The following is a 23,633-nucleotide window of genomic DNA, read 5'->3' as shown; positions in this document are numbered from 1 at the left end:
GGAGCCCCGGCCTCGAAGGACCACCCATGGCGCAGCCTCGAGCTGGGATCGCGCGGAGCCGACCCGACCGGTGTCCGGGCGTCGTGCACCCCTGGCCTGCCGACGACGGCGGCCTGGTGCGGATCCGGGTCCCCGGCGGGCGGGTGCCGCTCGCCGCGCTGCGGGCGCTGGCCGAGGTCGCCGAGCAGTACGGCGACGGGCGGGTCCGCGTCACCGGCCGGGCCAACCTGCAGGTCCGCGCCATGCCCCTGACCCCCGCCGGGGTGCTGGCGGACGAGGCCCTGGCCGCGCTGGAGGCCACCGGACTGCTGCCCTCGCGCACGCACGACCGGGTCCGCAACGTGCTGGTCTCGCCGCAGACCGGCCTGGCCGGCGGGCGGGCCGACCTGCGGCCGGTGCTCGCCGCGCTCGACGCGCTGCTGCTCGCCGACGCCGACCTGGCCGGGCTGCCCGGCCGGTTCCTGTTCACCCTCGACGACGGCCGCGGCGACCTCGCCGACAAGCACCTCGACCTGGGCCTGGTGGCGCTCGACGACCGCACGGCGCAGCTCCGGGTGGGCGAGCAGTGGGGCGAGGTGGTCGCGCTGACCGATGCCCCCACCGCGCTCGCCGCGCTCGCGAGGGCGTTCCTGGCCGCCCGCGGCACCGGGCCCGACGCACCCTGGCACGTCCCCGAGCTCGACCTTCCCCTCGCCCCCGCGGCTCCGCCCGCGCCGGGCGCCGCCGTCGCGACCGGGCCGCTCCCCCTCGGCCCGGTCGCCGGCGGCCGGCACCTCGCCGTACCCGACGACGGGCTGGTCCCGACCACCATCGCGGCCTGGACCGCACCGACCGTGATCGTGACGCCGTGGCACGGCGTGCTCATCCCCGAGGAGAACCGATGACCGAGCTCACCGCTCCCCCGCGCCGGTACGACTACATCGCTGACGGACCGGCGATCTACGTCGACTCCTTCGCGACCATCCGCCGCGAGTCGGACCTGTCCCGGGTCCCGGCCGAGGCCGAGAAGGTCGCCGTGCGGATGATCCACGGCAGCGGGCAGACCGACCTCGTCCAGGACCTGGTCATCCACCCGCGCCTCGTCCAGGCCGCCCGCGCGGCGCTGGACGCGGGCGCGCCGATCCTGTGCGACGCCCGGATGGTCGCCATGGGCATCACCGCCGGACGGCTCCCGGCCGACAACCCGGTGCACTGCTTCCTCACCGACGAGCGGGTCCCGGACCTCGCGAAGGCGTGGTCGACGACGCGTACGGCGGCCGCGGTCTCCCTGTGGGAGCCGCTCCTCGACGGCGCGGTCGTCGCGATCGGCAACGCCCCCACCGCGCTCTTCCACCTGCTCGAGATGGTCCTCGCCGGCGGCCCGCGGCCCGCAGCGGTCGTCGGCTGCCCGGTCGGCTTCATCGGCGCCGCCGAGTCCAAGGACGCGCTCGCGTCGTTCGCCGACGAGCACGGCATCGACATCCCGTTCGTCACCGTCCGCGGCCGCCGCGGCGGCTCCGCGATGGCGTCGTCGGCGGTCAACGCACTGGCCCAGGAGGCGGAGTGACCACCGTGACGCCCCAGGCGAGCGGACGCTTCTCCGTCGTCGGCATCGGCCCCGGCGACCCCGAGCTGATCACCCGCAAGGCCGAGCGGCTGATCGGCGCAGCCCCCGTCGTCGCCTTCCACGCCGGGGTCCGCAAGGAGTCGCACGCCCGCCGGATCGCGGCCGACGTGATCCCGGCGGGGGCGATCGAGGAGGAGCTGCGCTACCCGGTCACCACCGGGGCCACCGACCACCCGGGCGGGTACGTCGGCGCACTGGCGGCCTTCTACGACGAGTGCGAGGCCCGGCTCGCCGCGCACCTCGACGCCGGCCGCGATGTCGTCCTCCTCGCCGAGGGCGACCCGCTGTTCTACGGCTCGTCGATGTATCTCGTCGACCGGTTCCGTGACCGCTTCCCGGTCGAGGTCGTCCCCGGCATCCCCGCCTTCGCCGCCGCGACCGCGACCGTCCCGGCCCCGCTGGTGCGGCAGACCGACGTGCTCACCGTGCTGCCCGGCACGCTCCCCGAGCCCGAGCTCGCCCGCCGCCTCGCCGACACCGACGGCGCGGTGATCATGAAGCTCGGCCGGACCTTCCCCGCCGTCCGCTCCGCACTGGCCCAGGCCGGGCGGCTGGAGGGTGCGCTGTACGTCGAGCGCGCCTCCCAGCCCGAGGAGCGCTGGCTCCCGGTCGCCGACGTCGACGCCGACTCGGTGCCGTACTTCTCCCTCATCGTGGTCCCCGGCGACTCGGCGCGGCCCTCGACCTCCGCTCGCCTCCGCACGGCTCCGGACGTCGAGGAGGTCGCGCAGCGACCGTCACGAGGCGCCCGGACACCATCGGAACTCCTCGTGATCGGCCTGGGTCCCGGCCCGGACGGCTGGCTCACCCCGGAGGCGAGCGCCGCGCTGGGCGAGGTGGAGCACGTGGTCGGCTACGCGCCGTACGTCGACCGGGTGCCGCAGCGCACCGGCCTCCAGCGGCATGCCTCGGGCAACACGGTCGAGGTCGACCGGGCCCGGTTCGCGCTCGACCTGGCCCTGCGCGGCGAGCGGGTCGCGGTCGTCTCGGGCGGCGACGCGGGCGTGTTCGGCATGGCCGCGGCCGTCTTCGAGGCCGCCGCCGACCCGGCCCACCCCGAGCACGCCGCGGTGCCCGTCCGGGTGCTGCCGGGCGTCAGTGCGGTCCAGGCGGTCGCTGCCCGCGCGGGTGCGCCGATCGGCGCCGACTTCGCGGTCCTCAGCCTCTCGGACCGGCTCAAGCCGTGGGCGGTCGTCGAACGACGGCTGCGCGCGATCGCGGAGGCCGACCTGGTCCTCGGCGTCTACAACCCGGCCTCGCGCTCACGTCGCGACCAGGTCGTGGAGATGCAGAAGATCCTGCTGGAGCACCGCTCGCCCGACACCGTCGTGGTCGTGGGCCGCGACATCGGCCGGGCCGAGGAGTCGCTCACCGTCACCACGCTCGGCCTGCTCGACACCGACAGCATCGACATGAAGTGCCTGCTGATCATCGGCGCCTCCGCCACCCGCGTGGAGCCCAACGGCATCGTCTGGACGCCCCGATGGGTCGACTGATCACCGTGGTCGGCATCGGCGCCGACGGCCATCTCCCGCCGACCTCCCGGGCGCTGGTCGGCAACGCCGAGGTGCTGCTCGGCGGCGAGCGCCACCTCGGCCTGGTGCCCGCCGTCCCCGGTCAGGTACGCCGCCCGTGGCCGCGCCCGCTGTCCGCCCTGCCCGGCGTGCTGAAGGAGCACGACGGCCGCAGCATCGTGGCACTGGCGTCGGGCGACCCGCTGGTCTCCGGCATCGGCACGACGCTCATCCGCCTGCTCGGCGCCGACGCGGTCGACGTCGTACCGGCGGTGTCGTCGGTGTCGCTCGCGCGCGCACGGATGGGCTGGTCGGCCGAGGAGTCCGCGGTCGTGACTCTGGTCGGTCGCGACGTCGACGCGCTGCGCCGCGAGCTCGCGCCCGGCCGACGCCTGCTCGTGCTCTCCTCCGACGAGACCACGCCGGCCGCGATCGCCGCGCTGCTGGCGGACGCCGGCTTCGGCGCCACCACGATCCACGTCCTCGGCGACCTGGGCGGGCCGGACGAGAGCCGCGCGACGTACCCCGGCGGACCGGTCCCCCGGCTGCACGTCCTCGCCCTCGAGGTCACCGGCGCCGGTCTGGCCACCTGGGCCACCGGGCTGCCCGACGACGCCTTCGAGCACGACGGCCAGCTCACCAAGCGCGACGTCCGCGCCGCCGCCCTCGCCCGGCTCGCCCCGCGCCCCGGCGACCACCTCTGGGACGTCGGCGCCGGCGCCGGCTCGGTCGCCGTCGAGTGGCTGCGCGCGCACCCGCTCACCACCGCGACCGCGGTCGAGGGCGACGAGGAGCGCGCGGCCCGGATCGGCCGCAACGCCGGCCGGCTCGGCGTACCCCGCCTCGAGGTCGTCAACGGCCGCGCCCCCGACGCCCTCGCCGGACTGCCCACGCCCGACGCGGTCTTCGTCGGCGGCGGCGCGACCGCCCCGGGTCTGCTCGGCCTGTGTCGCGACGCCCTCGCACCCGGCGGCCGGCTGGTCGCGCACGGTGTGACCCTGGAGACCGAGCGGCTGCTCGTCGACGCCTTCCACGCGTACGGCGGCGAGCTGACCCGGCTCGGCGTCGAGCACGTCACCCCCCTGGGCGGGCGGTTCACCGGCTGGACGCCGGCCCGCGCCGTCGTGCAGTGGGCCTGGACCAAGGAGCTCTCGTGACGGTGCACTTCGTCGGCGCCGGCCCCGGCGCGGCCGACCTGATCACCCTGCGCGCCGCGGCCCTGCTGAGCGCGGCCGACGTGGTCCTCTACCCCGGCACCTACCTGGATGCCGAGGTGCTCTCGCACTGCCGCGACGGCGCGCGGCGGGTCGACACCCAGGACCTCGACCTCGACCGGATCACCGCCGTCATGGTGGAGGCGCACGTCGCCGGTCGCGATGTCATCCGGCTGACCTCGGGCGACCCGTCGCTCTACTCCGCCCTGCACGAGCAGACCCGGCGCCTCGACGCGGCTGGGGTGCAGTGGGACGTGACTCCCGGCGTCCCGGCGTACGCCGCCGCGGCCGCGATCGTCGGGCGCGAGCTGACCGTGCCGCTGGTCGCGCAGTCGGTGGTGCTGACCCGCACCCAGGCGCGCTCGACGGCGATGCCGGAGGGCGAGTCGCTGGCGGCGTACGCAGCGACCGGGGCGACCCTGGTGCTGCACCTCGCGATCACCCGCACGGCGGCGCTGATGGCCGAGCTGACACCGCACTACGGGGCCGACTGCCCGGTCGCGGTGGTCTCCCGTGCCTCGCAGCCCGAGGAGCTGGTGCTGCGCGGCACCGTCGCCACCATCGCCGGCCTGGTCGAGGACGCCGGCCTGCGCCAGGCCGCCGTGATCCTGGTCGGCCCGGCGCTGGCCTCGGTCACCGACCCCCGAGCCGCCGAGTCCTACCTCTACTCACCCGAACGCCTCGCCCGGAAGGAGCGCCTCCGATGAGCTCCCCCCACGTCCACCACTTCCCGTTCAGCGCCGTGGTCGGCGCCGACGGCCCCGAAGGGCCGGACCCGATGGCGCTGGCCCTGATCCTCACCACGATCGCCCCCGAGGTCGGGGGCGTGCTGGTGCGCGGCGAGAAGGGCACCGCCAAGTCGACGATCGTTCGCGCCCTGGCAGCCGTGCTCCCGCCGGTCGACGAGCGGCCCGTGCCCCTCGTGGAGCTGCCGATCGGCGCCACGGAGGACCGGGTCACCGGCTCGATCAACCTCAAGAGCGCGCTTGCGGAGGGCAAGGCGGAGTACGAGCCCGGGCTGCTGGCCAAGGCCCACCGCGGGATCCTGTACGTCGACGAGGTCAACCTGCTGCACGACCACCTCGTCGACCTGCTGCTCGACGCAGCCGCGATGGGCCGCGCGACCGTCGAGCGCGACGGGGTCTCGATGACCCACGAGGCGCGGTTCGTGCTGGTCGGCACCATGAACCCCGAGGAGGGCGAGCTGCGCCCGCAGCTGCTCGACCGGTTCGGCCTGACCGTGGAGGTCGCCGCACCGCGCGACCCGGCGCTGCGGGCCGAGGTGGTCCGCCGGCGGATGGCCTACGACGCCGACCCGGCCGGGTTCGCCGCCAGGTACGCCGAGGCGGAGTCCGCGCTGCAGGCGCGGATCGCCGCTGCCCGCGCGCTCGTCGGCGAGGTCCGGCTGACCGACGCCGGGCTGCTCAAGATCGCCGAGGTGTGCGCGGCCTTCGACGTCGACGGCCTGCGCGCCGACATCGTCACGGCCCGCACGGCCGTCGCCCACGCCGCCTGGTCCGGGCGGTCGCAGGTGAGCCTCGACGACATCCGGGTGGCCGCCCGACTGGCGCTGCCGCACCGTCGGCGCCGCAAGCCGTTCGACGCGCCCGGGCTGGACGAGGACCTGCTCGACCAGGTGCTCGGCGACGACGACCTGCCGCCGGAGCCGGACGGCCCCGACGACGGCCCCGAGCCGCAGGGCCCCGCACCGGAGGGTGACGGCGCTGCCGACGACGCCGACGACACCGACGGCGACCCGGTCGACACCCCCGCTCCCGACGGCGCCCCACCGACCGGCGGCGACGGCACGGGCAGCGCGCCCAGCAACGTGGCACCGACCGGCGCGGCGTACCGCACCCGGCTGCTGAGCGTCCGCGGCGTCGGCACCGGGACCGCCGGGCGCCGCAGCCGGGCCCGCACCAGCAACGGCCGCCGGATCGGCGCGACCACCCCCGGCCGACAGGGCGGCAGCGGCGGCACGATCCACCTGACCGAGACCATCCGGGCCGCGGTCCGCCACCAGGTCGCGCGCGGGCGGACCGAGGGCCGGCTGCTGCTGGAGCCGGCCGACCTGCGGGTCGCCCTACGCGAGGGACGGGAGTCGAACCTCGTGCTCTTCTGTGTCGACGCCTCCGGCTCGATGGCCGCACGGCGCCGGATGGAGCAGGTCAAGACGGCGGTGCTGAGCCTGCTGCTGGACGCCTACCAGCGCCGCGACAAGGTCGGCCTGGTCACCTTCCGCGGCAACGACGCCGAGGTGGCGCTGCCGCCGACCCATTCCGTCGACGCCGCCGCGCAACGGCTCGAGGACCTGCCCTCCGGCGGCCGGACGCCCCTCGCCGAGGGACTCCTGGAGGCCGCGCACCTGCTCGCCGTCGAGCGCACCCGCGACCCGCAGCGCCGCGCCCTGCTCGTCGTGGTCACCGACGGCCGAGCGACCGCGGGTGCCGACGCCGTGCTCCGCTCCCGGATGGCCGCGGGCCTGCTCGCGGAGGCCGGGGTCGCCAGCGTGGTGGTCGACTGCGAGTCCGGCCCGATGCGGATGGGCCTGGCGGCCACGCTCGCCGAGCACCTCGGCGCCGAGCACGTCCCGATCGGCGAGGTCAGCGCCGAGGCGCTGGTCGACGTGACCCGGCGAGCCGCATGAGCACGAGCCTGTACGACGTCATCGAGCGCCGCCGCGACGTCCGGGCCGAGTTCACCGGCTCCCCCGTGCCCGACGCCGTGCTGCACCGTGTCCTCGAGGCGGCGCACCGCGCGCCGAGCGTCGGCATGACCCAGCCGTGGGACTTCGTGCTGGTGCGCGATCCCGGGCTGCGGCGCAGGTTCCGCGACCACGTCGCCACCGAGCGCGACACCTTCGCGGCCTCGCTGCCGCCCGAGCGGCGCACCACCTTCGACAGGATCAAGGTCGAGGGGATCTGCGAGTCGTCGCTGGGGGTCGTGGTCACCCACAGCCAGGCCCGCGGTGGCACGCACGTGCTCGGCCGGCACGCGATCGCCGACGCCGGCCTCTACTCCACCGTGCTGGCGATCCAGAACCTCTGGCTCGCCGCGACCGCCGAAGGTCTCGGGCTGGGCTGGGTCTCGTTCTATCGCGAGGACTTCCTCCGGTCCCTGCTGGGGATCCCGGCCGACGTACGCCCGGTCGCCTGGCTCTGCCTCGGCACCGTCAGCCACCTGGAGACCGTGCCCGACCTCGAGCGGCACGGGTGGCGCTCGCGCCGCCCGCTCGCCGACGCCATCCACGAAGACACCTGGCAAGCAAGGGAGACCGACCATGCCTGAGGGCCAGCCGCTCGTCGTACCCGATGACGGGTTGACCACCCGCCAACGCCGCAACCGGCCGCTCGTGATGGTGCACACCGGTGACGGCAAGGGGAAGTCGACCGCCGCCTTCGGGCTGGCGCTGCGCGGCTGGAACCAGGGCTGGGACATCGGGGTGTTCCAGTTCGTGAAGTCCGCGAAGTGGCGCCTCGGCGAGCAGACCGCCTTCGAGCGGCTCCCCCCTGGGAGCGGCACCGTCGAGTGGCACAAGATGGGCTCCGGCTGGTCCTGGTCGCGCAAGGCCGGGTCCGAGGAGGACCACGCCGCCGACGCGGCCGAGGGCTGGGCGGAGATCAAGCGGCGGATCGCGGCCGAGCAGCACGACCTGTACCTGCTCGACGAGTTCACGTACCCGATCAACTGGGGCTGGGTCGACATCGACGACGTCGTGGAGACCCTCGCCAACCGGCCCGGCCACCAGCACGTCGTGATCACCGGCCGCCGCGCCGACCCCAAGCTGGTCGAGCTCGCCGACCTGGTCACCGAGATGACCAAGGTCAAGCACCCGATGGACGCCGGCCAGAAGGGCCAGAAGGGCATCGAGTGGTAGCCCTGGCCCGCATCGTCGTCGCCGCCCCGGCCACCGGGCAGGGCAAGACGACCGTTGCCACCGGCCTGATGGCCGCGCTGGCGGCCGCGGGACACCAGGTCAGCGGGCACAAGGTCGGCCCCGACTACATCGACCCCGGCTACCACGCGCTCGCCTGCGGGCGTCCCGGCCGCAACCTGGACCCCCACCTGGTCGGCGAGGAGCTCGTCGCTCCCCTGCTGCTGCACGGTGCGGCCGGCGCCGACGTCGCGGTCGTCGAGGGCGTGATGGGCCTGTACGACGGCCGGATCGGCGGCCACGGCTTCTCCTCCACCGCGCACGTCGCGGCGCTGACCCGGACCCCCGTGGTGCTCGTCGTCGACATCTCCCGATCCTCGCGCTCGATCGGCGCTGTCGTGCACGGGATGGCGACCTGGGACCCGACCGTCACGGTCGCAGGGGTGATCCTCAACCAGGCCGGCTCGGCGCGGCACGCGCACGAGGTCCGCTCCTCGATCTCCCTGCCCGTGCTGGGCGTGCTCCCCCGCGACGCCTCGATCGCCACCCCCTCGCGGCACCTGGGCCTGGTCACCGCCGCCGAGCGAGGGGGGTCCGGGGAGGTCGTGGCCCGGCTGGCCGAGGTGGTCGCCGAGCACGTCGACCTGGACGCCGTCCTCACCCTCGCTCGAACCGCCCCACCCCTCGAAGCGACCCCCTGGACCGCCGACCCGGCGCGAAGTGGCTCCGCAATCGCGCCGACCCGGCAGAAAGTGGCCGTCGCGGCGGGCCGAGCCTTCACCTTCCGGTACGCCGAGACCGCCGAGCTCCTCGCCGCCCACGGCTGCGACGTCGTCCCCTTCGACCCCGCCCACGACGAGACGCTCCCCGACGGCACCGCGGGTCTCTATCTCGGCGGCGGCTTCCCCGAGGTGCACGCCGCCGACCTGACGGCCAACAGCGCCCTCCGGGCCCGGATCAGGGAGGCCGTGCTCGACGGGCTGCCGACCGTCGCCGAGTGCGCCGGCCTGCTCTACCTGTGCCGCACCCTCGACGGTGCCCCCATGGCGGGGGTCCTCGACGCCGATGCCGCGATGACCGACCGACTCACCCTGCGCTACCCCGTCGCCACCGCACCGGCCGACACCCTGCTCACCCGCGTGGGCGAGCAGGTGACCGGTCACGAGTTCCACCGCACCACGGTCACCCCGACGGTCGCCGGGACCCCGGCCTGGACCGTCGACGGCGCGGCCGTCGGCTTCGCTTCGCCGACCCTGCACGCGTCGTACCTCCACACGCACTGGGCCGGCCATCCCCACCTGGCACAGCGCTTCGCCGAGGCGGTGCACGCCCATGGTTGACCTGCGCCACCACGGCGACGTCGAGGCGCGCGGGATGCTCGACCTCGCCGTCAACGTGTACGACGGCCCGCGGCCCGGGTGGCTCACCGCAGCCCTGCGCGCCTCACTGGACGAGGTCGGCGCCTACCCGGACCCGACCCTCGCGCGGCGTGCCGTGGCCGCCCACCACGGGCGGGCGGAGGACGACGTGCTGGTCACCGCCGGCGCCGCGGAGGCGTTCACGCTCGTCGCCCGGCTGCATGCCTGGCGGCGCCCGGTCGTGGTGCACCCGCAGTTCACCGAGCCGCACGCCGCCCTCGAGCAGGCCGGCCACGTGGTCACGGAGGTCGTGCTGCGCGAGCCGTTCGTCCTCGACCCGGCACTCGTCCCCGAGGACGCCGACCTCGTGGTCCTCGGCAACCCGACCAACCCGACCGGCGTGCTGCACCCGGCAGCCACGCTTTCGGCACTCCGCGCACCCGGCCGGCTGGTCGTGGTCGACGAGGCGTTCATGGACTGCGTGCCGGGCGAGCCCGACTCGCTGGCCGGCGTACCTCTCGACGGGCTGGTCGTGCTCCGCTCGCTGACCAAGCACTGGGGCATCCCCGGCATCCGCGCGGGCTACGTCGTGGGCGACCCGCGGGCGATCGCCGGCCTGGCGCGCGCACAGACGCCCTGGTCGGTCGGCACCACCGCCGCGGCCGCCGTGATCGCCTGCCTGACCCCCCAGGCGTCGCAGGAGGCCCGCAGCAGGGCCGAGCAGCTCCAGGACTGGCGCGAGCACCTCGAGAAGGGGCTCGCCGACCTCGGGATCCACCACCTCGCCTCGGCCGCTTCCTTCGTGCTCGCCCGGGCCGGCACCGGTGTGCACGCGGCACTGCGGAAGCAGGGCATCGCCGTACGACGGGCCGACACCTTCCCCGGCCTGGACGACAGCTGGGTCCGGATCGCTGTCCGACCACCGGACACGACCGACATCCTGCTGGCAGCGCTCAGGAGCTAGCGGCACCGCCCGCGGACGCCGCCACGACCGCCGAGGTCACCGCCGAGGTCACCGCCGCGCTGACCGCGGCGCTGGCTGTCGTGACAGCAGCACTCGCCGCCGCTCCCGGCCACTCACCGCGCGCGATGTCCTTTGCCCGCGCGCGGTCATGCGCCGGCGTACCGATCGGGACCGTCGAGACCACGCGGAGCCGCGCCCGCTTCGGCGCCCCCTCCACCTCGCAGCGCGCCGCCCAGTACCGGATCGGTCTCCGTCGACCCGAGCAGGCTCTGTCCCGAGGTCGGGTCGGTCGTGATCAGGACCAGGTCACCGGCCATGGACATGGCTCGAGCGTAGAGCGCCGTACCTCGTCCAGAGGTCGTCGATTGGGCAGAGACCGCACGTGAAGGGCCCGAAATGTTGCGGTTTGGGACCAAACCGCAACATCAGGACCCGCGGCGCCAGCGGACAGCTCCCCGCCAAGACCCGCGATGCCCTAGAGTCCTTCCTGCAGGCACGAGGAAGCCGGTGAGAGTCCGGCACAGTCGCGCTACTGTGACACCGCCTCCGCCCCAGCAACCACAGCAGGGTCGGGTGCGGTGAAGTCAGGAACGAGTGCCTGCGCACACCTCACATCCACTGACCAGGGACGCTGAATCCCTGAGGAGGCAACAAATGTCGCAGTCCTCTGCCACCCCTCTCGCCGCGCCGGCCGTCCAGGTCCCGGTCGTCCCGCTCCTGCAGCTCGGCACCTGGGTCGTCTTCTTCGGCCTGCTCGCCATGCTGGCGATCTTCTTCGTGAGCGCCGACCAGGGTGCGATCTCGCTCCCCGCCGGCAACGCCGTGCACGAGTGGGTCCACGACGCCCGCCACCTGCTCGGCTACCCCTGCCACTGACCTGCCGTGGGCACCGTTCCCGGGGACAGGTCTGTCCTCAGCCCGGCCGCCTTCCTCCTCCGCGGACTCGCGGTGGGCCTGGTCGCCGGCCTGATCGCCTTCGTCGTCGCGTTCGCCTTCGGTGAGCCGTACGTCGACGACGCCATCGCGCTCGAGGAGTCGGCTGCCGCGCAGGCACCCGCCGACGACGCGGACACCGCCGGCCACGCCGAGCACGCCGAGGAGCCGGCCGACGAGGCCGGGATGGTCGAGATCTCGCGCGAGAACCAGAAGAGCTGGGGCCTGCTGACCGGCACCCTCGCCATCGGGGCCGCCCTCGGCGGCCTGAGCTCCCTCGCCGCGGCCGCCGTGCTCGGCCGGCTCGGGCTCTCCGCGCGCGGGTCCACCGCGCTGGTGGCGCTGCTCGGGTTCGTGGCGGTCACGCTCGTGCCGTTCACGAAGTACCCCGCCACGCCGCCCGCGGTCGGCAGCGGTGACACGATCGGCGGCCGCACGGCGTCGTACTTCGGGCTGCTGCTGGTCTCGGTCCTCGCCGCCATCGCCGTGGTGGTGCTCGCCAACCGCCTACGCAAGAGGTACGACGGCTGGACGGCCGCCTTCATCGGCGCCGGCGCCTACGTGGCGGTGGTCTACGTCGCCGCGTACCTGCTGCCGACGGTCAACGAGCTCGGCGACTTCCCGGCCGACACGCTGTGGTACTTCCGCCGCTCCTCGCTGATCACCCTCGCCGCCCTCTGGGCGAGCATCGGCGTCGGCCTGACCGTCCTGGTGGGCCGGCTCCACGACCGTGCGGCGGCGGACCTCGCCCGCCGCGAGCTCGCCGCCAGCCTGTGAGGGCTGCCGGACTCCTGCTCGGGTACGCCGCGGATCGGCTCCTCGCCGATCCGCGGCGTGGTCATCCCGTCGCCGGCTTCGGTCGGGTCGCGGCCGCACTGGAGCGGAGCCTGTGGCGTGACGACCGCGCCACCGGGGTGCTGTACGCCGGCACCCTGGTCGGCGGCGCCGTCGCGCTCGGCATCGCGGCCGAGCGCGCCCTGCCCCGCCCGCTCCACCGCACGCTCGTCACCGCGGCCGCCACCTGGGCGGTCCTCGGCGGCACCTCCCTGGACCGCGAGACCACCACGGTCGCCCGGCTCCTGGCGGCGGAGGACCTCCCGGCAGCACGACAGCGGCTGACCCACCTGGTCGGGCGCGACACGACCCGCCTCGACGAGGCCGAGGTGGTCCGGGCGACCCTCGAGTCGCTGGCCGAGAACACCAGCGACGCCGTGGTCGCGCCGCTGGTGTGGGGCGCCGTCGCCGGCGTACCCGGCCTGGTGGGCTACCGCGCCGCCAACACCCTCGACGCGATGGTCGGGCACCGCAGCGCGCGGTACGAGCGGTTCGGCTGGGCCGCCGCGCGCCTCGACGACCTGCTCAACCTGCCCGGCTCGCGGCTCACGGCCGCCCTCGCCACCGCCCTCGGCACCGACCCGCGAGGAGCGTGGCGGGCCTGGCGTCGGGACGCGGCCGGCCACCCCAGCCCCAACGCCGGTCCGGTCGAGGCCGCCTTCGCCGGCGCACTCGGCATCCGGCTGGGCGGCACCAACGACTACGGCGGCCGGGTCGAGCACCGCGCGGTGATGGGCGACGGGCCGGCACCGGTTCGTGCCGACCTGGACCGGGCGCGCGCCCTCGCCGGTCGCATCGGCAGCGCTGCGGCCCTCCTCGCCGCGGCCGTCGCGCTCCGCCGCCACATCTGACCCACAATTCGGGTATCAACCGGCCGCGTTCCCGACTCCGTGGGTGTCAGTCACACCCCTCGGAAAGGAACCTGACATGCGTGTTCGACCCTCCAGCACCCTGGCCCGGGCGGCCTCGGCCGGCCTGCTCGCGCTCGGCGTGAGCGCAGCCGCGACCGTCGCCGCCGTCGGCGACCCGGGCGTGAGCCCGCAGCACTACACCGACGCGCTGGCTCCCGGCGCCTCGGTGACGATCACCAAGACGGTGGAGACGCCGCCCATCCCGCCCAACCCCGACATCGTGTTCCTGGCGGACACCACCACGAGCATGACCGCGAGCATCGGCAACGTGCAGGCCAACGCCACCAGCATCGTCGGCCAGATCCTCGCGGCCCAGCCCACCGCACGGTTCGCCGTCGCCGACTACAAGGACACCGCCGACGCGAGCGGGTACTTCCTGCTGCGCCAGCAGCTGAGTGGCGACACCACCGCGGTCACCAACGGCATCAACGCCTGGACACCGCTCTCGGGTGGCGGCGGCGACGCCGCCGAGGACTGGATCGGCGCCCTGGCGCAGGTCCCGGGCGCGATCGACTTCCGCGCCAACGGGTCCCCGATCGTCGTCATGTTCGGCGACTCGACCAGCCACGACCCGTCGGCCGGCCAGTCCCTGGCCTCCACGACGGCGGCACTGCAGGCAGCCGGCATCCGGGTGATCGCGATCTCGGTCCCCGGCGCCGACGGCTACCTGTGGGACGGGCTCGACTCGGCCGGCCAGGCGTCGTACGTCACCTCGCAGACGGGCGGCACCCTCACCAACGCCGATCCCGACGAGGTCTCGGACGTGATCCTCAGCCAGCTGCAGAACCTCCCGGCCGAGGTCACCCACGAGGTCTCCTGCGACCCGGGTGTGACGGTCTCCCTGAACCCCGCCTCCCGCAACGTCACCAGCGGCGAGACCACGACCTTCGACGAGACCATCACCCTCGCGGGCGACGCACCCCAGGGCCAGACCGTCTCCTGCACGGTGTCGTTCAAGATCAACGGTGAGGTCCCCGGCCCGGCGTTCGTGCAGACCGTCGACATCGACGTGGTGGACGTGACTCCCCCGGAGGTCACGGTCGAGAGCAGGACCGTCGAGGCCACGAGCCCGGCCGGTGCGGTGGTGTCGTACGACGCCAGCGCGGTCGACAATGTCGACGGCCCGCTCACGCCCACCTGTGTCCCGCCGTCGGGCTCGCAGTTCCCGCTCGGCAGCACCACCGTGGACTGCCAGGCCACCGACGCCGCGGGCAACACCGGCCACGGCTCGGGCACGATCGAGGTCGTCGACACGACGCCGCCGAGCGTCGCCTGCGCCGAGTCGACCAACCCGGGCGGGCGCGTGCCTCCGGCCGGCGGCGGCCAGCCGAACCCGCAGGGCCAGAACCAGGACGGCTTCTACCGGCTCGACGCGAGCGACGTCGTCGACACCGACCCGGAGGTCTACCTGCGCGACACCGGCAGCGGCCACGTGTGGGGCCCGTTCGCCAGCGGTCAGCGGATCAAGTACACCGAGGCCGCGTCCGGCCCCCGGCAGTCGCCGATGGCAGGCGGCATCCTGCACCTGACCGGGACGGGTGACGCGGAGCTGTACGCCGTGGACTTCTCCGGCAACACCGCCGACCCGGTGGCGTGCCTGGTCCCGGCCCCGCCGAAGTAGTCAGCACAAGCAGTCGGTCCAGGTCGTCGGGCCGGTCACGTCGTGGCCGGCCCGATGATCCCGTCGGCGTTGCGACCGACCCACCGCAGCAGCGGCACCATCACCTCGGCCAGCTCCTCGCCGAGCGGAGTGAGGCTGTAGTCGACCCGCGGCGGCATGACCGGCTGCTGCTCGCGATGGACCAGCCCGTCGGCCTCGAGGGTCTTCAGGGTCTGGGCGAGCATCTTCTCGCTGATCCCCTGGGCCCGGCGGCGCAGGTCGCTCCAGCGCTGCGGCCCGTCGGTGAGCGAGACCAGCACGAGCACGCCCCACTTGCTCATCACGTGGTCGAGCAGCACCCGGCTCGAGCAGGCCGCGGGGAACACCCCGCCGGGGAACTGCTCGAAGATCGTCTCGATACTTCCTGCCACGGAAGTACCTTACTTCAAAGTGCGTACTAACCATTGGGAAGTAACTTCCCGACCGGCCCGTTGAGGACGTCGACAAGCACGACTCCCACCCGTTCCCGGAAGGAACCCACATGTCCCTCGTCGTCACCGGAGCCACCGGCCAGCTCGGCCGCCACGTCGTCGCCTCCCTCCTCGCCAAGGGCGTCCCCGCCGACCAGGTCGTCGCCCTGGGTCGCGACGAGGAGCGGCTCGCCGGCCTCGCCGACCTCGGCGTGACCACCCGCCGGGTCGACTACGCCGACGCCGACGCCCTCGCGGCCGCATTCGACGGCGCCGACCGAGTGCTGCTCATCTCGGGCAGCGAGGTCGGCCAGCGCCTGCCCCAGCACCAGAACGTCATCAACGCCGCGAAGTCCGCCGGCGTCGCCCTGCTCGCCTACACGAGCATCCCGCACGCCGACACGTCCGGCATCGCGCTCGCGGCCGAGCACCGGGCCACCGAGGAGGCGATCCTCGCCTCCGGCCTGCCGCACACCTTCCTGCGCAACAGCTGGTACCTCGAGAACTACACCGACCAGCTCGCGACGTACGCCGAGCACGGCACCGTCCTCGGCGCCGCAGGTGACGGCCAGGTCAGCGCCGCCACCCGCGCCGACCTCGCCGAGGCCGCGGCCGCCGCGCTGCTCCTCGAGCAGCCGAAGGCCGTCTACGAGCTCGGTGGCGCCGCGTTCAGCCTCAAGGAGCTCGCCGCCACCGCCGGTGACGTCCTCGGCAAGGACGTCACCTACACCGACCTGCCGGCCGACGAGCTGACCAAGGTGCTGGTCGGTGCCGGCGTACCGGAGCAGTTCGCCGCCATCCTCGCCGACGCCGACCTCGGCCTGGGCCGCGGCGAGCTGTACGTCGACCCGGCCGACCTCCAGGAGCTGCTCGGCCGACCGGCGACCTCGCTGTCCGACGCGCTGCGTGCCGCTCTCTGAGGATCCGGGCGTGTGCTCCTCGTCGGTCGCGGGCATCGACGATGCATGGCGATCGATGAGGAGCACATCCGGCCCGACGGCGTCGACGACCTGACGGTCGAGGCGCTGGGCAACATCTCGGAGGCACTGGAGGCCGTCGAGGTCGCGCGCGGCCACCTGTACGCCTTCCACCGGATGAGCGGCACCGCCGACCTCACCCTCGGCAGGGGCGTCGACCAGCTCCGCGAGGCCGGACACACCGAGCTCGCCGACCGGATCGACCGCGAGCTGGTCGGCCGCAACGTGCTGCAGGGCCGGTGGACCTTCCAGGTCGTGGAGGAGTACGACGACGGCTACTACGCCACCTTCAAGGAGCTGGATCGCGCGGCCCGTGACAGCCTGGTCGGCGGCCGCCGGCACCTCTACGAGGCCGAGATGAAGGAGGACCGGCGCACCCAGGGGCGGCCCGGTCACGAGCGCATCCCCTAGCCTGGATCCACCGATTTGCCGCGTCGCGAGCGTCATCAGATGGGTGCGGTGGCAAGGCGTCCGGCGCGAAGCCAGACTGGGCGTCTGTCGAGCGTCGGCAACGCAGCCAACGTGCCCAGCTGGTGGCGCGTAGCAGCGGGAAATCGGTGGATCTAGGCTTAGGACTGGAGGGATCCCAGCCAGGCGACGACCGCGTCGACGTCGTGCACGGTCCTGACGCCCCCGGGCGCCGCGGCCCGTCGTACGACGACCACCGGGATGCCGAGCGCGGCGGCCGCCTCCATCTTGGGCCAGGTGAGCTCGCCGCCGGAGTCCTTGGTGACGAGCACGTCGCGGTCGGCCATCAGGTCGAGCTCGCGCTCGAGCGTGTAGGGCCCACGCGAGGTGAGCAGCTCCCAGGCGGGCGGGACCTCGAGGTCGGGCGGGTCCACGACCCGGGCCAGCACCTGCCGCTCGGCCAGCGCCGGGACGAACCGGGCCAGCTCCTGGCGGCCGATGGTGAGGAACGGGCGGCTGCCGAGCTCTCCGGCCACCGTCGCGGCCTGCTCGTGCGTGTGCACCCAGATCCACGAGGGGGTCGCGCGGTCGGCCCAGCCGGGGCGCTCGAGCCGGAGCAACGGCACGCCGCTCGCCGCGCAGGCCTCGGCTGCATTGCGGGAGATGCCCGCGGCGAACGGGTGGGTCGCGTCGACGACCGCGCCGAAGTCGGCCAGGGCCTCCCGCAGCCCCGGGACCCCACCGAAGCCGCCGATCCGCACCTCGCCGACAGGCAGCCGGGGCCGGGCGACTCTCCCGGCGAGCGACGAGACGACGGGGATGCCGGCGTCGACCAGCCGGGCAGCGAGGTCGCGGGCCTCACCCGTACCTCCGAGCAGCAGCACTCTCACCGGGTGAGCTCCAGCAGCGCGTCGACGTCGAGGTGCTCCTCGACCAGGTCGCCGAGGAGGTCCAGCCGGGCGGCGCGTGCTGCCGGGAACGACGCCTCGGACGACACCCCCAGCGCGTCGCGCAGGTAGGCGGCGCGGGTCGCATCGTCCTCCAGGCTGCCGTGCACCATCGTCCCGCTCACCACCCCGGCGACCGTCGAGCCGGTGATCCGGCCGTGGTGGATCTCGTAGCCCGCGGGGTCGTGCAGCACCAGCCGCTTCTCCGCCCCGAAGCGGGTGGTCAGGTCGAGGAGCCCCAGCCCGTCGACCGCGGCGCCCGGCGTGCCCTCGATCCCGTCGGGGTCCTCGATCCGCACGCCCAGCATCTGGCAGCCACCACAGATCCCCAGCACCGGCCGCCCCGCCCGCGCGTGCCGCACGATCGCCGTGTCCAGGCCGCGCTCGCGCAGCCACGCGAGATCGGCCAGCGTCGCCCGGGAGCCCGGCAGCACGACCAGGTCGGCGTCGGCCAGCCGGGCCGGGTCGGAGACGAACTCGACGTCCAGCGCCGGCTCCAGCCCGAGCGCGTCGACGTCGGTGAAGTTGCTGATCCGCGGGAGCCGTACGACGGCGACCCGCCGCACGCCCGCACCCACCTCGGCCCGGCGACCGGCCAGGTCGAGCGCGTCCTCGGAGTCCAGCCACAGGTCGGGGTGCCACGGCAGCACGCCGTACGTCGGGCGTCCGGTGCGCTGTTCGAGGTCGGCCAGGCCCGGGCCCAGCAGGTCGACGTCGCCGCGGAACTTGTTGACGACGTACCCCTTGACCAGCGCCTGGTCCGCGGCATCGAGCAGCATCAGCGTGCCGTAGGCGGAGGCGAACCAGCCGCCGCGGTCGATGTCGCCGACCACGATAGTCGGCACGTCTCCGTGCCGCGCGAGGCCCATGTTGACGTAGTCGGTGGCACGCAGGTTGATCTCCGCCGGGCTGCCCGCACCTTCAGCCACGACCAGGTCGTAGCGCGAGCGGAGGTCGTCGAAGGCGTCGAACGCGGTCGCCGCGAGCCGCGCGCGCCCGTCGTGCCAGTTGCGCGCGGAGACCTCGCCGTCGGGCCGCCCCATCAGCACGACGTGGCTGCGCCGGTCGCTGCCGGGCTTGAGCAGCACCGGGTTCATCGCGACCTCGGGCTCGGCCCCGGCGGCGATCGCCTGCACCCACTGGGCCCGGCCGATCTCCCCGACCCCACCGTCCCCGTCGACCACGACCATCGAGTTGTTGGACATGTTCTGCGCCTTGTACGGCGCCACCCGGATCCCCCGCCGCGCGAACGCCCGGCACAGGCCGGTCGTGAGCACGCTCTTGCCGGCGTCGGAGGTCATGCCCGCGACGAGCAGGGCTGCGCCCCGCGTCACCCTCGCTTCCCCCGGAAGACGTGGCGCTGCAGCGTTGTCGGCACGGGTCCACCCTCGCGCACCCAGTCCACGACCGCATCCGTGGCCGCTCCCGAGAGGACACCGCCGAGCCAGGTGTCCTTGGGCCGTCGCCCGCCGGGGAACCAGGTGAAGTCGCGGACCAGCACGACATTGGACCGGTCGCACTCGTCGAGGCAGTCGACCACGCGGACCCGGACCCGCGGTCCGCGACGCCCCGCCGGGTCGTCGAGCGCCTCGATCTCGTCGCGCTGCGCACGGTGGTCGACGTCCGGATGCTTGCCGGCCGTGCCGCAGCAGCAGTCGCGGCAGAGCAGCACGTCACGCTCAGGCAGCCCCATCGGCTCCCCCGTCCGCCGGTCCCCGCAGCAGGAACAGGTCCATCACCCAGCCGGCCTCGGCCTTCGCATCCGCCCGCGCCGCGGCGATCTGCCCGGCCACGTCCCGGACGAGACCGGACACGAGGCGTTCCCCGACGCCGCCGAGGTTCGCGCCCCACCAGATCGTCCAGTCCGCGAAGCCGTCGAGGTCGACGCCGGAGGTCAGCATCACCACGAGATTCCGTTGCCCCAGGCCGACGTCGGCCCGGAGCCGACGCGCGGTCGTGACGTGGACCGGCTGCCCGACCTCGTGCAGCACGATCCCGTGCCGCGCGGCGAGCACCTGCGGCGCGCTGATCCCCGGCACGACGTCGAAGTCGGCACCGAGCTCCTGGAAGACCCGGATCGCGCCGTCGTACAGCGACGGGTCGCCCCAGACCAGGAAGGCGCACGTGCCGTCGCGCCCCTCGATCACGGAGCGGTACGCCGCCAGGCGGGCGGCGTACCAGTCGGCGACGGCGCCCTCGTAGCCCGCGCGGTCCAGTCCCGGCGAGCGGTCCCGCTCGGGGTCGCGGACCACGACGAGCTCCAGGCCGTGCGCGTCCGCGACCGCCTGCCGGACGGCCAGCAGCGGGTCGTCGTCCCGCTTGGCCACGGCGAGCGCGTAGTCGCACCCGGCCAGGGCCGCCGCGGCCTCCGGCGTGACGTGCTGCGGCCCCATCCCGAACCCGACGATCCTGACCCTCATCGGTCCTCGAGGTCCCCTTCGACCTCGAGGTACGCCGCCTGCAGCGCGGCCAGCACCTCGGGATCGGGCGACTCCCACAGGCCGCGGTCCTTCGCCTCGTGCAGCCGCTCGACGATGCTGCGCAGCGCCCACGGGTTCGACCTGCGCAGGAACTCCTGGTTGGTCTCGTCCAACACATACGACTGGGCCAGCGACTCGTACATCCAGTCGTGCACCACCCCGGCGGTCGCGTCGAAGCCGAAGAGGTAGTCGACGGTCGCGGCCAGCTCGAAGGCGCCCTTGTAGCCGTGCCGCTGCATCGCGCCGATCCAGCGCGGGTTCACCACGCGCGCACGGAAGACCCGGTTGGTCTCCTCCTGCAGCGTTCGGGTGCGGACGGCGTCCGGCGTGGTCGAGTCTCCGACGTACGCCTTGGGCGCGGTTCCGGTCAGCGCGCGGATCGTGGCGACCATGCCGCCGTGGTACTGGAAGTAGTCGTCGCTGTCGGCGATGTCGTGCTCGCGGGTGTCGATGTTCTTGGCCGCGACCTTGATCCGCCGGTAGTTGGCGCGCATGTCGTCGGAGGCGGGTACGCCGTCCAGGTCGCGGCCGTAGGCGAAGCCTCCCCACGCCGTGTAGACCTCGGCGAGGTCCCCGTCGTCGCGCCACGAGCCGGACTCGACCGCCTGCAGGATGCCGGCGCCGTAGGACCCCGGCTTGGAGCCGAAGATCCGCGTCGTCGCCCGCCGCTCGTCACCGTGCTCGGCGAGGTCGGCCTGGGCGTGCGAGCGCACGAAGTTCCGGTCCAGCGGCTCGTCGAGCTCGGCCACCATGCGGACCGCGTCGTCGAGCATCGCCACGACGTGCGGGAAGGCGTCGCGGAAGAATCCGGAGATCCGCACGGTCACGTCGATCCGTGGCCGGCCCAGCTCCTCGAGCGGCATCACGCTCAGCGTGTGCACCCGCTTGGACGCCTCGTCCCACTCCGGGCGTACGCCGAGCAGCGCGAGCACCTCGGCCACGTCGTCGCCGGACGTGCGCATCGCCGACGTCCCCCACACCGAGAGGCCCACCGACTCCGGATAGGCGCCCTCTTCCGACAGGTAGCGCTCGACCAGCGACTCGGCCATCGCCTGCCCGGTCTGCCACGCGAGGCGGGACGGGACCGCCCGCGGGTCGACGGTGTAGAAGTTGCGTCCGGTCGGCAGTACGTTGACCAGGCCGCGCAGCGGCGAGCCCGACGGACCGGCCGGCACGAAGCCACCGGCCAGTGCGTGCAGCGTGTGGTCGAGCTCGTCGGTGGTCCGCCCGAGCCGCGGGACGACCTCGGTGGCGGCGAACGCCAGCACCCGTCGTACGTCGGCCGAGGGGTGCAGGTCATCGACGTGCCCCGCGTCCCAGCCCGACTTCTCCATCGCCTCGACCAGCGCCCGCGCCTCGGCCTCGACCCGGTCGACCTCCACCGTCGGCGCGTCAGGGGCCAGGCCGAGCGCGGCCCGCAGCCCCGGCACCGCCTGCGCCTGGCCGCCCCACACCTGCGCGGCACGCAAGATCGCGAGCACCAGGTTGACCCGCGCCTCGCCTTCCGGCGCCTGGCCCAGGACGTGCAGCCCGTCGCGGATCTGGACGTCCTTGATCTCGCACAGCCAGCCGTCGACGTGGAGCAGGAAGTCGTCGAAGTCGTCGTCCTCCGGGCGGTCCTCCAGCCCGAGGTCGCGGTGCAGCTCGGCGGCCCGCATCAAGGCCCAGATCTCGCCGCGGATGGCGGCCAGCTTGGCCGGGTCCATCGCGGAGATCTTGTCGTACTCCTCGAGCAGGCCCTCGAGACGCGCGATGTCGCCGTACGCCTCGGCGCGGGCCATCGGCGGCACCAGGTGGTCGATGATCGTCGCGTGCGCGCGGCGCTTGGCCTGCGCGCCCTCGCCGGGATCGTTGACCAGGAACGGGTAGATCAGCGGCGTGCTGCCGATCGCCGCGTCGGTCGCGCAGGACGCCGACAGGGCGGCGTTCTTGCCCGGCAGCCACTCCATCGAGCCGTGCTTGCCGAGGTGCACGACGGCATGCGCGCCGAAGCCGTGCTGCACCCAGCGGTACGCCGCCAGGTAGTGGTGCGACGGCGCCAGGTCGGGGTCGTGGTAGATCGCGACCGGGTTCTCCCCGAAGCCGCGGGGCGGCTGGATCATCAGCACGACGTTGCCGGCCCGCAGGGTGGCGAGCACGATCTCGTCGCTGTCGTTGACGAACAGCCGTCCCGGCGCGGGCCCCCACGCCTCGACCATCGCCTCGCGCAGGTCCTCGGGCAGGTCGGCCGTCCACGCGGCGTACTCCTCGGCGGAGACCCGCACGTGCGCGTCGGTCAGCTGCACCGACGTCAGCCACTCCTCGTCCTGCCCGCCGGCGGCGATCAGTGCGTGGATCAAGGTGTCGCCGGCGACCGTGTCGTCGTCGAGGTCCAGCACGCCGAACCCGTCGCCGACGTCGTAGCCCGCGTCGCGGAGCCGGCGCAGCATCCGCACCGCGGAGACCGGGGTGTCGAGGCCGACGGCGTTGCCGATCCGCGAGTGCTTGGTCGGGTAGGCGCTCAGCATGAGCGCGATCCGCTTGTCCCGGTTGGGGATCCGCCGCAGCCGCGCGTAGTTCACCGCCAGCCCGGCGACACGCGCCGCCCGCTCCGGGTCGGCGACGTACGACGGCAGCCCGGCGGGATCACGGGGGTCGATCTCCTTGAACGAGAACGGCGCGGTGCTGATCCGCCCGTCGAACTCGGGGATCGCGACCTGGTTGGCGTAGTCGAGCGGGGTGACACCGTCGTCCGACTCCTCCCACTCCGCGCGGCTGCTCGTCAGGCACAGTCCCTGCAGGACCGGGATGTCGAGCGCGGCGATCCGCTCCACGTCCCAGGTCTCGTCCTCCCCGCCCGCACTCACCGTGGCCGGCGTGGAGCCGCCCGCCGCCAGCACCGTGACCACCAGTGCGTCGAGGTCGCGGAGCGCGGTGAACAGCTCGTCGGGAGCGGCCCGGAGCGAGCCGGCGAAGATCGGCACCCCGACCGCGTCACCGGTCGCGTCGATGGCGTCACACAGCGCGTGCACGAACGCGGTGTTCCCGCTCGCCTGGTGCGCCCGGTAGAAGAGCACCCCCACCTTCGCCGACCCCGAGCTCGACGGCGTGTCGAGACGCTCCCGCTCCACGATCCCCCACGCCGGGATCACCTCGGGAGCGTCGAAGCCCTCACCGGTCAGCAGCACCGTGTCGGACAGGAAGCGGTGCAGCTCGGTGAGGTTCCGCGGCCCGCCCTCGGCCAGGTAGCGGTGCGCCTCCGCGGCGATCCCGACCGGCACGGTCGAGGCCTCCATCAGCTCCGCGCTGGGCGTCAGCTCGCCGCCGAGCACCACGAGCGGCCGGCCGGTGCCGCGCAGGGCGGCCAGCTCCGCGTCGTACTGCTGCGGGGAGCCGAGCAGCCGGATGACGACCAGGTCGGCGGCGGACGCCAGGGCGACGAGATCCTCGAGGTCCGAGCGACTCGGGTTGGCCCAGCCGTAGTCGGCGCCGCTGGCCCGCGCGGACAGCAGGTCGGTGTCGGACGTGGACAGCAGTGCGATGCGCGCCATGACGCTCAAGGCC

At 74.1% G+C, this 23,633-nt stretch carries 23 protein-coding genes and 1 riboswitch; of the genes, 16 read left to right on the top strand and 7 right to left on the bottom strand.

Going from position 1 to position 23,633, the window contains the following annotated elements; translation table 11 throughout:
* Positions 1 to 26 precede the first annotated feature (26 nt).
* Genes QI633_RS09930 through cobC form a run of 10 tightly spaced genes read left to right on the top strand, consistent with a single transcriptional unit; the run spans position 27 to position 10,530 of the window.
* Positions 27 to 884, top strand: a complete 858-nt coding sequence (locus QI633_RS09930) for a nitrite reductase (protein ID WP_282428856.1) — start codon at positions 27 to 29, stop codon at positions 882 to 884.
* Positions 881 to 1,546: a precorrin-8X methylmutase gene (locus QI633_RS09925; RefSeq protein ID WP_282428855.1), complete on the top strand. Its 666-nt coding sequence runs from the start codon at positions 881 to 883 to the stop codon at positions 1,544 to 1,546. The genes QI633_RS09930 and QI633_RS09925 overlap by 4 nt, the downstream gene beginning before the upstream one ends.
* A gap of 5 nt (positions 1,547 to 1,551) precedes the next feature.
* Positions 1,552 to 3,102, top strand: coding sequence for a precorrin-3B C(17)-methyltransferase (gene cobJ / locus QI633_RS09920; protein WP_282429295.1), 1,551 nt, complete (start codon positions 1,552 to 1,554; stop codon positions 3,100 to 3,102).
* A complete protein-coding gene (gene cbiE / locus QI633_RS09915; RefSeq protein WP_282428854.1) occupies positions 3,090 to 4,277 on the top strand; it encodes a precorrin-6y C5,15-methyltransferase (decarboxylating) subunit CbiE in 1,188 nt (395 codons plus the stop codon). The genes cobJ and cbiE overlap by 13 nt, the downstream gene beginning before the upstream one ends.
* Complete coding sequence (locus QI633_RS09910) at positions 4,274 to 5,041, top strand: SAM-dependent methyltransferase (RefSeq protein ID WP_282428853.1); 768 nt, start codon at positions 4,274 to 4,276, stop codon at positions 5,039 to 5,041. The genes cbiE and QI633_RS09910 overlap by 4 nt, the downstream gene beginning before the upstream one ends.
* Positions 5,038 to 6,981 (top strand): VWA domain-containing protein, encoded by a 1,944-nt coding sequence (locus QI633_RS09905; protein WP_282428852.1) that lies wholly within the window; start codon positions 5,038 to 5,040, stop codon positions 6,979 to 6,981. The genes QI633_RS09910 and QI633_RS09905 overlap by 4 nt, the downstream gene beginning before the upstream one ends.
* Entirely contained in the window at positions 6,978 to 7,622 is a 645-nt protein-coding gene (gene bluB / locus QI633_RS09900) for a 5,6-dimethylbenzimidazole synthase (protein WP_282428851.1), read from the top strand. The genes QI633_RS09905 and bluB overlap by 4 nt, the downstream gene beginning before the upstream one ends.
* A complete protein-coding gene (cobO, locus tag QI633_RS09895) occupies positions 7,615 to 8,211 on the top strand; it encodes a cob(I)yrinic acid a,c-diamide adenosyltransferase (RefSeq protein ID WP_282428850.1) in 597 nt (198 codons plus the stop codon). Before bluB ends, cobO begins: the two co-directional genes overlap by 8 nt.
* The gene (locus tag QI633_RS09890; protein ID WP_282428849.1) at positions 8,205 to 9,548 is read left to right on the top strand and encodes a cobyrinate a,c-diamide synthase; all 1,344 of its coding nucleotides are present in this window, start codon (positions 8,205 to 8,207) and stop codon (positions 9,546 to 9,548) included. Before cobO ends, QI633_RS09890 begins: the two co-directional genes overlap by 7 nt.
* On the top strand, positions 9,541 to 10,530 hold the full coding sequence (gene cobC / locus QI633_RS09885) for an Rv2231c family pyridoxal phosphate-dependent protein CobC (RefSeq protein WP_282428848.1): 990 nt from the start codon (positions 9,541 to 9,543) through the stop codon (positions 10,528 to 10,530). The genes QI633_RS09890 and cobC overlap by 8 nt, the downstream gene beginning before the upstream one ends.
* A 146-nt stretch (positions 10,531 to 10,676) precedes the next feature.
* Here cobC and QI633_RS09880 read toward each other — a convergent pair whose 3' ends face one another.
* On the bottom strand, positions 10,677 to 10,853 hold the full coding sequence (locus QI633_RS09880) for a hypothetical protein (protein WP_282428847.1): 177 nt from the start codon (positions 10,851 to 10,853) through the stop codon (positions 10,677 to 10,679).
* Positions 10,854 to 11,029: 176 nt separating this feature from the next.
* Positions 11,030 to 11,122, top strand: a riboswitch (cobalamin riboswitch).
* Positions 11,123 to 11,184: 62 nt separating this feature from the next.
* Between QI633_RS09880 and QI633_RS09875 the strand changes: the two genes are divergently transcribed.
* From QI633_RS09875 to QI633_RS09860, 4 genes are all read left to right on the top strand, one after another.
* Positions 11,185 to 11,406, top strand: a complete 222-nt coding sequence (locus QI633_RS09875; protein WP_141799336.1) for a CbtB-domain containing protein — start codon at positions 11,185 to 11,187, stop codon at positions 11,404 to 11,406.
* A 6-nt stretch (positions 11,407 to 11,412) separates the two neighbouring features.
* Positions 11,413 to 12,240, top strand: coding sequence for a CbtA family protein (locus QI633_RS09870; RefSeq protein WP_282428846.1), 828 nt, complete (start codon positions 11,413 to 11,415; stop codon positions 12,238 to 12,240).
* Entirely contained in the window at positions 12,237 to 13,148 is a 912-nt protein-coding gene (locus QI633_RS09865) for a cobalamin biosynthesis protein (protein WP_282428845.1), read from the top strand. Before QI633_RS09870 ends, QI633_RS09865 begins: the two co-directional genes overlap by 4 nt.
* Before the next feature lie 76 nt (positions 13,149 to 13,224).
* The gene (locus tag QI633_RS09860) at positions 13,225 to 14,829 is read left to right on the top strand and encodes an HYR domain-containing protein (protein ID WP_282428844.1); all 1,605 of its coding nucleotides are present in this window, start codon (positions 13,225 to 13,227) and stop codon (positions 14,827 to 14,829) included.
* 35 nt (positions 14,830 to 14,864) lie between these two features.
* Here QI633_RS09860 and QI633_RS09855 read toward each other — a convergent pair whose 3' ends face one another.
* The gene (locus QI633_RS09855) at positions 14,865 to 15,239 is read right to left on the bottom strand and encodes a helix-turn-helix domain-containing protein (protein WP_282428843.1); all 375 of its coding nucleotides are present in this window, start codon (positions 15,237 to 15,239) and stop codon (positions 14,865 to 14,867) included.
* A gap of 110 nt (positions 15,240 to 15,349) precedes the next feature.
* Here QI633_RS09855 and QI633_RS09850 point away from each other — a divergent pair, with 110 nt between their 5' ends.
* Positions 15,350 to 16,198, top strand: coding sequence for an NAD(P)H-binding protein (locus QI633_RS09850; protein WP_282428842.1), 849 nt, complete (start codon positions 15,350 to 15,352; stop codon positions 16,196 to 16,198).
* 45 nt (positions 16,199 to 16,243) lie between these two features.
* On the top strand, positions 16,244 to 16,666 hold the full coding sequence (locus QI633_RS09845; protein WP_141799341.1) for a hypothetical protein: 423 nt from the start codon (positions 16,244 to 16,246) through the stop codon (positions 16,664 to 16,666).
* Between the two features lie 158 nt (positions 16,667 to 16,824).
* Here QI633_RS09845 and QI633_RS09840 read toward each other — a convergent pair whose 3' ends face one another.
* From QI633_RS09840 to cobN, 5 genes are read right to left on the bottom strand one after another with little or no spacing between them, the layout of a single operon-like run.
* Positions 16,825 to 17,553 carry a cobalt-precorrin-6A reductase gene (locus QI633_RS09840; RefSeq protein ID WP_282428841.1) on the bottom strand — a complete coding sequence of 243 codons (729 nt, stop codon included), beginning with the start codon at positions 17,551 to 17,553 and terminating at the stop codon, positions 16,825 to 16,827.
* Complete coding sequence (locus QI633_RS09835) at positions 17,550 to 18,944, bottom strand: cobyric acid synthase (protein ID WP_282428840.1); 1,395 nt, start codon at positions 18,942 to 18,944, stop codon at positions 17,550 to 17,552. The genes QI633_RS09840 and QI633_RS09835 overlap by 4 nt, the downstream gene beginning before the upstream one ends.
* Entirely contained in the window at positions 18,941 to 19,303 is a 363-nt protein-coding gene (locus QI633_RS09830; protein WP_141799343.1) for a (2Fe-2S) ferredoxin domain-containing protein, read from the bottom strand. The genes QI633_RS09835 and QI633_RS09830 overlap by 4 nt, the downstream gene beginning before the upstream one ends.
* Positions 19,290 to 20,030 carry an SAM-dependent methyltransferase gene (locus QI633_RS09825; protein WP_141799344.1) on the bottom strand — a complete coding sequence of 247 codons (741 nt, stop codon included), beginning with the start codon at positions 20,028 to 20,030 and terminating at the stop codon, positions 19,290 to 19,292. The genes QI633_RS09830 and QI633_RS09825 overlap by 14 nt, the downstream gene beginning before the upstream one ends.
* Positions 20,027 to 23,620, bottom strand: coding sequence for a cobaltochelatase subunit CobN (cobN, locus tag QI633_RS09820; protein ID WP_282428839.1), 3,594 nt, complete (start codon positions 23,618 to 23,620; stop codon positions 20,027 to 20,029). Before cobN ends, QI633_RS09825 begins: the two co-directional genes overlap by 4 nt.
* Between the last annotated feature and the right edge of the window lie 13 nt (positions 23,621 to 23,633).

The organism is Nocardioides sp. QY071 (genome assembly GCF_029961765.1).
Classification (GTDB): domain Bacteria; phylum Actinomycetota; class Actinomycetes; order Propionibacteriales; family Nocardioidaceae; genus Nocardioides.
The sequence above is the reverse complement of the archived record's forward strand: the minus strand, read 5'-3'. Positions and strand labels throughout refer to the sequence as shown.

Bases quoted from the DNA above. Each gene is read 5' to 3' on its own strand.
- QI633_RS09930 (WP_282428856.1), top strand. From the start codon at position 27: ATGGCGCAGCCTCGAGCTGGGATCGCGCGGAGCCGACCCGACCGGTGT.
- QI633_RS09925 (WP_282428855.1), top strand. From the start codon at position 881: ATGACCGAGCTCACCGCTCCCCCGCGCCGGTACGACTACATCGCTGAC.
- cbiE (WP_282428854.1), top strand. From the start codon at position 3,090: ATGGGTCGACTGATCACCGTGGTCGGCATCGGCGCCGACGGCCATCTC.
- QI633_RS09905 (WP_282428852.1), top strand. From the start codon at position 5,038: ATGAGCTCCCCCCACGTCCACCACTTCCCGTTCAGCGCCGTGGTCGGC.
- bluB (WP_282428851.1), top strand. From the start codon at position 6,978: ATGAGCACGAGCCTGTACGACGTCATCGAGCGCCGCCGCGACGTCCGG.
- cobO (WP_282428850.1), top strand. From the start codon at position 7,615: ATGCCTGAGGGCCAGCCGCTCGTCGTACCCGATGACGGGTTGACCACC.
- cobC (WP_282428848.1), top strand. From the start codon at position 9,541: ATGGTTGACCTGCGCCACCACGGCGACGTCGAGGCGCGCGGGATGCTC.
- QI633_RS09880 (WP_282428847.1), bottom strand. From the start codon at position 10,853: ATGTCCATGGCCGGTGACCTGGTCCTGATCACGACCGACCCGACCTCG.
- QI633_RS09875 (WP_141799336.1), top strand. From the start codon at position 11,185: ATGTCGCAGTCCTCTGCCACCCCTCTCGCCGCGCCGGCCGTCCAGGTC.
- QI633_RS09860 (WP_282428844.1), top strand. From the start codon at position 13,225: ATGCGTGTTCGACCCTCCAGCACCCTGGCCCGGGCGGCCTCGGCCGGC.
- QI633_RS09850 (WP_282428842.1), top strand. From the start codon at position 15,350: ATGTCCCTCGTCGTCACCGGAGCCACCGGCCAGCTCGGCCGCCACGTC.
- QI633_RS09845 (WP_141799341.1), top strand. From the start codon at position 16,244: ATGGCGATCGATGAGGAGCACATCCGGCCCGACGGCGTCGACGACCTG.
- QI633_RS09830 (WP_141799343.1), bottom strand. From the start codon at position 19,303: ATGGGGCTGCCTGAGCGTGACGTGCTGCTCTGCCGCGACTGCTGCTGC.
- QI633_RS09825 (WP_141799344.1), bottom strand. From the start codon at position 20,030: ATGAGGGTCAGGATCGTCGGGTTCGGGATGGGGCCGCAGCACGTCACG.
- cobN (WP_282428839.1), bottom strand. From the start codon at position 23,620: ATGGCGCGCATCGCACTGCTGTCCACGTCCGACACCGACCTGCTGTCC.